The sequence below is a fragment of the Bacteroides sp. UBA939 genome, assembly GCF_002293435.1.
Taxonomy (GTDB): Bacteria; Bacteroidota; Bacteroidia; order Bacteroidales; family Bacteroidaceae; genus Bacteroides.
The window spans coordinates 1-9,582 of the sequence record NZ_DBDF01000031.1 but is presented as its reverse complement, the minus strand read 5'-3'; the positions used below and the strand labels follow the sequence as shown (position 1 = coordinate 9,582).

Annotated in this window: 7 protein-coding genes and 1 tRNA gene; 4 read left to right on the top strand and 4 right to left on the bottom strand. The window is 45.6% G+C overall.

Features of this window, described 5'->3' with window-relative positions:
- The first annotated feature begins 99 nt into the window (after positions 1–99).
- From B2Z67_RS02110 to B2Z67_RS02100, 3 genes are all read left to right on the top strand, one after another.
- Positions 100–1,470, top strand: coding sequence for a sigma-54-dependent transcriptional regulator (locus B2Z67_RS02110; protein ID WP_291528168.1), 1,371 nt, complete (start codon positions 100–102; stop codon positions 1,468–1,470).
- Positions 1,471–1,650: 180 nt separating this feature from the next.
- Positions 1,651–3,033, top strand: a complete 1,383-nt coding sequence (locus B2Z67_RS02105; protein ID WP_291528167.1) for a sensor histidine kinase — start codon at positions 1,651–1,653, stop codon at positions 3,031–3,033.
- Positions 3,034–3,350: 317 nt separating this feature from the next.
- A tRNA-Pro gene (locus B2Z67_RS02100) sits at positions 3,351–3,425 on the top strand.
- A 270-nt stretch (positions 3,426–3,695) separates the two neighbouring features.
- Here the strand turns inward: B2Z67_RS02100 and B2Z67_RS02095 are convergent.
- The 4 genes from B2Z67_RS02095 to B2Z67_RS02080 form a co-directional block, all read right to left on the bottom strand.
- Positions 3,696–4,130, bottom strand: a complete 435-nt coding sequence (locus B2Z67_RS02095; RefSeq protein ID WP_291528166.1) for a DUF5053 domain-containing protein — start codon at positions 4,128–4,130, stop codon at positions 3,696–3,698.
- Positions 4,131–4,183: 53 nt separating this feature from the next.
- Complete coding sequence (locus B2Z67_RS02090) at positions 4,184–4,387, bottom strand: hypothetical protein (RefSeq protein WP_291528165.1); 204 nt, start codon at positions 4,385–4,387, stop codon at positions 4,184–4,186.
- Positions 4,388–4,573: 186 nt separating this feature from the next.
- A complete protein-coding gene (locus tag B2Z67_RS02085) occupies positions 4,574–6,016 on the bottom strand; it encodes a tagaturonate reductase (RefSeq protein WP_291528164.1) in 1,443 nt (480 codons plus the stop codon).
- A 35-nt stretch (positions 6,017–6,051) separates the two neighbouring features.
- Positions 6,052–7,113 carry a substrate-binding domain-containing protein gene (locus tag B2Z67_RS02080; RefSeq protein WP_291528163.1) on the bottom strand — a complete coding sequence of 354 codons (1,062 nt, stop codon included), beginning with the start codon at positions 7,111–7,113 and terminating at the stop codon, positions 6,052–6,054.
- Positions 7,114–7,434: 321 nt separating this feature from the next.
- Between B2Z67_RS02080 and uxaC the strand changes: the two genes are divergently transcribed.
- Entirely contained in the window at positions 7,435–8,841 is a 1,407-nt protein-coding gene (gene uxaC, locus B2Z67_RS02075; protein ID WP_291528162.1) for a glucuronate isomerase, read from the top strand.
- Positions 8,842–9,582 lie beyond the last annotated feature (741 nt).

Genomic DNA, 9,582 nt, shown 5'->3' with positions numbered 1-9,582 from the left:
AGGAGAATTAAGTTACTCTTGTTAATCACCAGTTATCTAACATTAAACACTTATCTAAAATAGAAAATTTTAGTGTAGCTACCTCAAATTAAAACAACCATGGAACAACTCGGTAAAATACTGATAGTAGACGACAACGAGGACGTACTCTTCGCCCTCAACCTGTTGCTGGAACCCTACGCCGAAAAGATAAAAGTAGCGATCAGCCCCGACCGCATCGAGCACTTCATGACCACCTTCCAACCGGACATCATACTGCTCGACATGAACTTCAGCCGCGACGCCATCAGCGGACAGGAAGGCTTCGAGAGTCTGGAACAAATCCTGCGCATCGACCCTCACGCCATCGTCATCTTCATGACCGCCTACGCCGATACCGACAAAGCCGTGCGCGCCATCAAGACCGGTGCCACCGACTTTATCCCCAAACCCTGGGAAAAGGAGAAGCTGCTCGCCACCCTCTCTGCCGGCATCAAGCTGCGGCGTTCCCGTTACGAAGTCAGCCTGCTGAAAGAACAAGTCGAAGCCTTGAGCCGTGCCGGGGGCGGTGCCGAAGAATCCATCATCGGCGAATCCGCTGCCATGCAGGAAGTCTTCCTGACAGTAGATAAACTGCGTGACACGGATGCCAACATCCTCATTCTTGGCGAGAACGGAACCGGGAAAGACGTCATAGCCCGCCTCCTCTACCGCAGTTCGCCCCGCTACGGGCGGCCGTTCGTCACCATCGACCTCGGAAGCATCCCCGAACAACTCTTCGAGAGCGAACTCTTCGGCTACGAGAAAGGCGCATTTACCGATGCCCGCAAGTCGAAAGCCGGACGAATGGAAGTCGCAACCGGCGGCACACTCTTTCTGGATGAGATAGGGAACCTCTCACTACCCATGCAGGCAAAGTTGCTGACGGCTATCGAGAAACGGCAAATCAGTCGGCTGGGAAGCACCCAGGCAGTGCCTATCGACGTGCGACTGATTTGCGCCACCAATGCCGACATACGCCGCATGGTCGAAGAAGGCGCGTTCCGGCAGGACTTGCTGTACCGCATCAATACCATTGAACTTCACATCCCGCCCCTGCGCGAACGGGAGAACGATATACTTCTCCTCGCCGATTATTTCCTGCAACGCTACGCCCGGAAGTATCAAAAGGAAATGAAAGGACTGACGCGTGAGGCAAAGTCCAAACTCCTGAAATACCCTTGGCCGGGCAACGTACGCGAGTTGCAACACACGATGGAACGTGCCGTGATTCTGGGTGATGGTTCGCTGCTGCGTCCCGACAACTTCCTGTTTCAAGCCTCCGCACCCCGCCTCAGGAAGGAAGAGGAAGTGCTTAATCTGGAACAACTGGAACGGCAGGCAGTGGAACGCGCCATGCGCCTGAGCGAAGGAAACATGACGCGGGCCGCAGAGTATCTGGGGATTACGCGGTTTGCACTGTATAGGAAGATTGAGAAACTGGGGTTGTAAATGAGAATTTATACTTGAACACAGAGGTACAGGGGCACAGAGTTTTTTTTCTCTGCGACGTAGTCACCCTCTCAGTGTACTTATGTTCAGGTTCTCTTCTTAAAAGAAAGATAAAACTCTGTGCCCCTGTGCCTCTGTGTTCAAGTACAAATTCTCATTTAATGAACAAAATATATAATTATGAAGCAGTATTCTTTGATTGTCGTTTTACACATTTGCCTCCTGGCTGTGTTTTCTGTAGGCGTATATGTGCTATTCCGTGCAGAACTGTTGTTCAGCACCATCATTGCCTTCCTGTTTCTTTCAGGAACAGGCATCCACCTCTATCATATACAGATAAAACAATTGCAAGTGATACGACGCCTGACCGACAGCCTGCGTTACAATGACATGACGCAAACCTTTCGCCCACCCTATCAAAACAAACTGATGACGGAGATGACCGCAGAACTGTCCGAAACCCTGCAAATATTTCGTGCCCGCCTGCTGGAAGAAGAAGTGAAACACCAATATTACGAAACCCTGCTGAACAAAGTCGATACCGCCGTCCTGGTCACCGATATGTCCGGACGCATCCAGTGGATGAACCGCGCCGCCATTGCCCAACTGGGACAAACCCCGCAACTGCCGCCCGAACTCTTGTTCCTCCATTCCGGCGAAACACAAGTCATGCGCATTCACCGTCATGGCGCCACTCTGGAAATGGCCGTATCCTCCACCCTTTTCATGGCTCGTGGCATCGAGCAGCGGCTCATCAGCCTGAAGAACATCCACTCCGTACTGGAACGAAACGAAATGGAAGCCTGGCAAAAGCTAATCCGCGTCCTCACCCACGAAATCATGAACTCCATCACCCCCATCATCTCCCTTTCCGAGACTTTGAGCGAACGTGGCATACCCGTCACCTTGAAAAATGCCGTCGGCGAAAAAGAATACGCCGTCATGCTCCAAGCCCTGCAAACCATCCACCGCCGCAGCAAAGGACTATTAGGCTTCGTCGAGAATTACCGTCGTCTTACCCGTCTACCTGCTCCTGTACGCACCACCGTACCCGTCCGTGAACTATTCACCGACCTGCAAAAACTCTTTCCCGACGAAACCATTCACTTCGAACTTCCTCCATCAGACAAAACCCTGAACGTAGACCGCGCCCAAATAGAGCAAGTACTTATCAATCTCCTGAAGAATGCCCGCGAAGCGACCGTTCGCCGCGAAACAACTGCCTGTCATGAAACAACCGACCGTCATAAAGCAACCGACCATCACGAAACAGCATCACCCCGCTTTCCTGAAACACCCAAGATTGAAGTAAAAGCCATCTTTGCCCCAAAAGCAACCTCCTCGCCTTCTTCATGGCGCTGTACCATCACAGTCCGCGACAATGGCGAAGGCATCCTACCCGAAGTGCAGGACAAGATATTTGTTCCATTCTTCACTACCAAAACAGTCGGTTCAGGCATTGGCCTAAGCCTCTGCAAGCAAATCATGAATCAACACGGAGGAAACATTTCCGTTCATTCGGAACCGGGAAAAGGAAGCTGCTTCACCCTGCAATTCAGTTAGTTCGATACCGCTATACTGCTATCCTCGGTTAGCCCGGTAGCGCTACACCAGCATCTTCGGTTAGTGGATGCTTTCAGCGGAATGTCAAGTCCGTACCAAGGCATTATCAAAGCCGTACCAAGTCCGTGTCTGCTCCGTATAAAGGTACCTCTATATGGAGCAGACACGGACTTGGTACGGAGTTGATACGGAGATGACCCTTATTTCACTGTTTTTTGGAGCCTATCCACAATCTTTTTCTTTAAAAAACATCGAATTTCTTTGCCTATTACAGAATAGTTTCTACCTTTGCACTCGCTTTTCAGAAATAAAGCATTCGGGGTGTAGCGCAGTCCGGTTAGCGCACCTGCTTTGGGAGCAGGGGGTCGTGGGTTCGAATCCCGCTACCCCGACGAAGGTCTGAAAGACTGAAAACTAATTAATTAAAACAACGTAGAGCTGATACAATTTGTATCGGCTCTTGTTATTTATAGCCCCAAAAGTGTTATTTGACACTGTTTAAAAAGGAAAAATATATAGTAAAAAGGAAAAGCGAGACTTTTTAGGTTCCGTACAAAAAAGGCTCCCATCTCGTGGAAGCCCTTTAACCAGAGGGACGAATAAAAGTGTTCAATTATTATTCAGCGTTCCTTATCCGAACTTTACCCTCAATTTTTGGTGTTTTAAAAGCGATGCTCCTTTAACAGGATAGCACTTTTCTTTATACGTTTACTTAGGTCTAATAGACCATCAGCTAATGTATTTATTTCTTCTGGTGTGAATGTTACAGCTTTGGAATTAACATGGTATCCATTCATTCTCTGACTAAACCAGGAACGTGATTTTTGAAAATATTCTTCTGCAACATATGACCAAGTTACAGCAGGAATAATATCATTTAGTACTTGTTTGAAATGGTACTCCCCTATTAACGCCTCTGACTGCCGGATTGTTTCTTTAGCATTACCAGCAAGAACCTCTCCAAATTCACGTTTTTCTTCCGCTGTCTTACCCGACAAGGTCTGAGCTATTTTACCTCGAAAAAGCTCCCGTTGCTCATCAGTCTCCAACTGAAGAAATTCATTCAATAAATTGTCTATTTCTCTTTTTGCACTCATAATCGTTTTTTTTCGGTTTTAAAGCACCCCCTCAATTCATAAGGGGGCTAATGTTAGTCTTTCAGTTGTTTGAGGAATTCAATCAACTTATCCAGCTGAATATCAATCAACCTCTCTAACTCTCTTTGCGGAAAGCCTTGCTCTAACAATTCTTCCTCACTCAGAGCATAAAACAGCAAGCATCGCTTTACATGTTCTATGTGAGCCTTTAGCTCATCCTGATTGTCAAACATCGCTTTAAAACACAGCGCAAACATAATAAACTTTTGTTTATTATCAAAATATAGAATGAATAAATTAATTATTTAACATTCAAATATAGCCCCCAAAGCGTTATTTGACACTGTTTTTATGGGTCAGCAGCTTTTGAGAAATCTCTCGTCAATGTACAAAAATGGCTGAATTATTACCTTATAAGGCACTAATCCAGCCATATTTATTGATTATTTACACCGTTCCTTTACTGTTTCAAGCATGCCTTTTTCGGCGATAGAATCCAAGTCGGCTTTGACCGCAGCGGTAAGTCCCGGAATATGATTCAAGTCCTCGTTCCAGATAGAAGTTGCGGCAAGTACGCCTTCCGCTACTTTCTGAGTGTCGCCTGTAGCCCACAAATCTTTTAATAATTGCATGATTTCGGGAGCATCATTCGGAATGATTTCCGCACCATCTTCGCGAATACCACCTTTATAGTAAGTGATAATAGCTGCCAAACCAAGAACCAAACCTTTCGGTAGTTCACCCTTACGTTGCAGATAAGTTTTCAGACCAGGCAAGTCACGAGTTTCGTATTTCGGGAAAGAATTCAGCATGATGCTGGTTACGGCATGTTCTACAAACGGATTATTGAAGCGCTCCAGCACATCTTCCGCAAATTTTTTCAATTCATCTTTCGGCAGGTTCAGAGTTTCCATCAGTTCGTCGAACATAACCTTATGGATGTATTCACCAACTACCGGATGCCGGCAAGCATCGCGTACGATATTTATACCCGACAGGTAAGCTACAGGAGAAAGAACCGTGTGAGGACCATTCAGCAAAGTTACTTTTCTTTCGTGATAAGGTGCTTCGGAAGGAACAAACAGTACATTTAAACCGGCCTTGTCGGCAGGAAACTCTTTAGCTACTTCCTGTGGAGCCTCGATTACCCAGAGGTGGAAGATTTCAGCCTGTACCACCATATTGTCATCATATTGTATCTTTTCCTTGATGGCTGCAATATCTTTACGCGGAAAGCCCGGAACAATACGGTCAACCAATGTAGCATATACACCACAAGCTTCTTCGAACCAGGTTTTGAACTCTTCGCCCAACTGCCACAATTCGATATACTGGTAAATCGTTTCTTTCAGCTTATGTCCATTCAGGAAGATAAGTTCGCAAGGGAAGATGATAAGGCCTTTGTTCTTGTCGCCGTTGAATGTTTTGAAACGGTGGTACAGCAACTGAGTCAGTTTGCCTGGATAAGAAGAAGCCGGAGCGTCGGTCAGTTTGCAGGAAGGGTCGAATGCGATACCGGCTTCGGTTGTGTTGGAGATAACAAAACGCATTTCCGGTTGCTCGGCCAGCTTCATGAATTCGTCGTTTTGGGAGTATGGGTTCAGCGCCCGGCTGATGACATCAATCAGAGTCAGGCTATTAACGGTTTCTCCTTTGTCCAGACCTTGCAGATTTACATGATAAAGGTCATCCTGTGCGTTCAGCATGTCCACCATGCCTTTATCAATAGGCTGAACCACCACCACGCTGCTGTTGAAGTCGGTTTTTTCGTTCATGTTGTAGACTATCCAGTCGATAAATGCACGTAAGAAGTTACCTTCGCCGAACTGGATGATACGTTCCGGGCGTTGCGCCTTGGGAGCGGTTTGCTTGTTTAATGCTTTCATTTTAAAATTGTTTTAAATGATTGAGGTTATATTATTTATTCGAATTCAAAATAGAAATTGATATTTTCTTTTATCAGTATGTCTATAGGCATGTATTTCACACCCGTTACAGGGCGCTTGAATACAACATGATCCGACAAAGCCTTTACTCCGCAATATCCTTGTAAACCGGGACGCTGACCTATAAGATAACTCACTTCACCCGAATTCAGATGTTCCACATTCTTTTGCAGAAGGTCATATCCGACCAGACTTTCCAATTGATGCCCTGTTGCACGCAGATATTCCGCCACCTGATATACCCGCGAATTGAATACAGCTCCCAAAACCGCATGTGGATGGGTAGTAAAGAACTCATTCAGCGTCCGGCGATTGGCTTCCGCATCCTCCTTATTCAGTATTACATCATGTACTGCCAAGCGGGGATGTTCCCGGTTGATGAAACTCATAAAGCCTTCCAGGCGGCGCTGCATCTGTATTTCCGCCGGATTACTCTTTTTGTTATTAAGAAATAATATCAGTTCTTGCCCCTCTTTGCATTCACGCATCAGGATTTTGGCGGCAATGTATCCGCTTGTCCGCGAGTCTTGCCCGATGTAACAAAGCGCATGGGTCTGCTCTATATTAAAATCAATAAATGCGTAAGGAATATCTTTACTTTCCAGATAGTCTGTGAGCACAATTGTTTCTTCACGGAAGTTGGGCGCTATCAGCACGGCATCCGCCATCTCCTTGCGAAGTTGGGCGCAAACATTCTCATAAGAAGCTTTGTCCGCATGATGGTAATACAAGAAATCGACGCCGACATTGAAAGGGTGCAACTCCTGAGATGCGCGGTTAATGCCTTTTGCCACCGAATGCCAGTAATCGTATTCTATATAATAAGGTATAACGCATAAGATACGGTAACGCTTCTTCGCCGCCAGCCCGATAGCGAACATATTCGGATGATAATCTATCTCGTCGAGAACTTTCCGAACTTTTTCCCCGCTTGAGGCAGAAACATCCCCCCGGTTGTGCAGCACACGGTCTACGGTTCCGGCGGATACCCCCGCCATACGGGCAATATCTTTAATGGTGTAATTTTTGTTTTCCATATCAAAAAGATATTTTTCATCCGCAGATGACACGGATAACACAGATTCGGTTTTAAATAAATCCGCGTAATCCGTGTAATCTGCAGATGAAAGATGTATTCAACAATCTAAATAACTTACGAAACCTCATCTGGTTAAATAATATAAATATTTGCGGCAAAGATACGAATTATTTTGTTTCTCCAAGTAAATTTTCTACTTTTGTGTTCGATAACGGTTAATAAAAGTAAAAACCTCTAAACCGCTTATTAGCTTTATTATCAATAGGATATAAGCATAAATAGAAGTAAGTAATATTTTTATATATTAAAACACAAGAAAATGAAAAACTTTATGGATGAAAACTTCCTGTTGCAGACAGAAACCGCACAGAAGTTGTATCATGAACATGCGGCTAAAATGCCGATTATCGACTATCACTGTCACTTAATCCCTAAAATGGTAGCGAGCGACTATCAATTCAAGTCATTAACGGAAATCTGGTTGGGCGGCGACCATTATAAATGGCGTGCCATGCGTACCAACGGCGTAGATGAACGTTTCTGTACGGGCAAGGATACCAGTGACTGGGAAAAGTTTGAAAAATGGGCAGGAACCGTTCCCTATACTTTCCGTAACCCGTTGTACCACTGGACTCATCTGGAATTGAAGACGGCTTTCGGCATCGAGAAAATCCTAAACCTGAGGACTGCACGTGAAATTTACGAAGAATGTAACGAGAAACTTGCCCAACCGGAATACTCTGCCCGTGGCATGATGCGCCGCTACCATGTAGAGGTGGTTTGCACTACGGACGATCCGGTGGATTCTTTGGAATACCATATCCAAACGCGTGAAAGCGGTTTTGAAGTTAAGATGTTGCCAACCTGGCGCCCGGACAAAGCAATGGCTGTGGAAGTTCCCGCCGATTTCCGCGCTTATATGGAGAAACTGTCAGAAGTTAGCGGCGTGTCTATTTCCAATTTCGGCGATATGATAACTGCTTTGTGCAAGCGTCATGACTTCTTTGCCCAACAGGGTTGCAAACTCTCCGACCACGGTATCGAAGAATTCTATGCGGAAGATTATACGGACGCCGAAATTGAAGCCATCTTTAATAAAGTATATGGCGGCGCCGAACTGACGAAAGAAGAAATCCTGAAATTCAAGTCGGCCATGCTGGTTATATTCGGCGAAATGGATTGGGAAAAAGGCTGGACGCAACAGTTCCACTACGGCGCTATCCGTAACAATAACAGCAAGATGTTCCAACTGCTTGGTCCTGATACCGGCTTTGACTCTATCGGCGAATTTACCACCGCTAAAGCAATGGCTAAATTCCTCGATCGGTTGAATTCTAAAGGCAAATTGACCAAGACTATCCTCTATAACCTCAATCCGTGTGCCAACGAGGTGATTGCCACTATGCTGGGCAACTTCCAGGATGGTACGGTTGCGGGTAAGATTCAATTCGGTTCGGGCTGGTGGTTCCTCGATCAGAAAGACGGCATGCAGAAACAAATGAATGCACTTTCCGTACTTGGTCTGTTGAGCCGTTTTGTGGGTATGTTGACGGATTCCCGGTCATTCCTCTCCTATCCGCGTCATGAGTATTTCCGCCGTACATTGTGTAACCTTGTAGGCAATGATATCGAGAATGGCGAAATCCCGGCTTCGGAAATGAGCCGTGCCAACCAGATGATTGAAGACATCAGTTATTATAACGCAAAGAACTTCTTCTTATTCTAACCTGCATTATTCGTACTACAGGCTATAAGCAGGAGTAACTTGCTTCTCCTCCTCCCGGGAGGAGGAGAATAGAGGTACTTCTGCTTATAGCCTGCATTATGAATTATTCAGGCTAACCTGCACTATTCGTACTACAGTAGTCAGAGGAGTTAAGGAGTTATCACTTCGTCAGTAGTTAAGTAGTTAAAGCCGATAGTGCTGCTTATGCCTTACGGAGTGTCGGCTTTAACTCCTAAGCCAACTTATTGGCCGATAACTTCTTTAGCTACTGATTCACATTAGATACAAACGAGGGTGTGTCAAGAATTTGGCACACCCTCGTTTTTTCAATAATTACCCGCCAAGGCTTGCCCGGAGAGCGAACAGCTTAGCCCATTCAGGTTCATTGCCGGACAACACCTGCTCCTTACCCGCTCCTTACCTGCTCCTTTCCAACTCCTCTCTATAGGACAAGGAGGAGAGACGGAGCAGGCACGGTTTTGATGAGTACCGACAGAGAGAAAAAAGCAGGCAAAAAACTCAAAAGAATCCGATAATAGTTTAAAAAAAGGAACTCAAAAGAGTTACTAATAATTGTTTTACCGAAACCTTAGAGCCTGTTTAAATTTCGCCCAGCATTAGTTTCATTCAAAACATCTTTCACTATTAATTTAAGTTTCGCATGTTTTTTATCCTGTTGATAATCAGAACTATCTCTATTGATAATCAGAACTATCTCTATTAGCTTCGCTGACAGATTAT

Excerpts from the sequence above, each read along its gene's own strand:
- B2Z67_RS02080 (WP_291528163.1), bottom strand. The coding sequence starts at position 7,113 with ATGGAAAACAAAAATTACACCATTAAAGATATTGCCCGTATGGCGGGG.
- uxaC (WP_291528162.1), top strand. The coding sequence starts at position 7,435 with ATGAAAAACTTTATGGATGAAAACTTCCTGTTGCAGACAGAAACCGCA.
- B2Z67_RS02085 (WP_291528164.1), bottom strand. The coding sequence starts at position 6,016 with ATGAAAGCATTAAACAAGCAAACCGCTCCCAAGGCGCAACGCCCGGAA.
- B2Z67_RS02090 (WP_291528165.1), bottom strand. The coding sequence starts at position 4,387 with ATGTTTGCGCTGTGTTTTAAAGCGATGTTTGACAATCAGGATGAGCTA.
- B2Z67_RS02095 (WP_291528166.1), bottom strand. The coding sequence starts at position 4,130 with ATGAGTGCAAAAAGAGAAATAGACAATTTATTGAATGAATTTCTTCAG.
- B2Z67_RS02110 (WP_291528168.1), top strand. The coding sequence starts at position 100 with ATGGAACAACTCGGTAAAATACTGATAGTAGACGACAACGAGGACGTA.
- B2Z67_RS02105 (WP_291528167.1), top strand. The coding sequence starts at position 1,651 with ATGAAGCAGTATTCTTTGATTGTCGTTTTACACATTTGCCTCCTGGCT.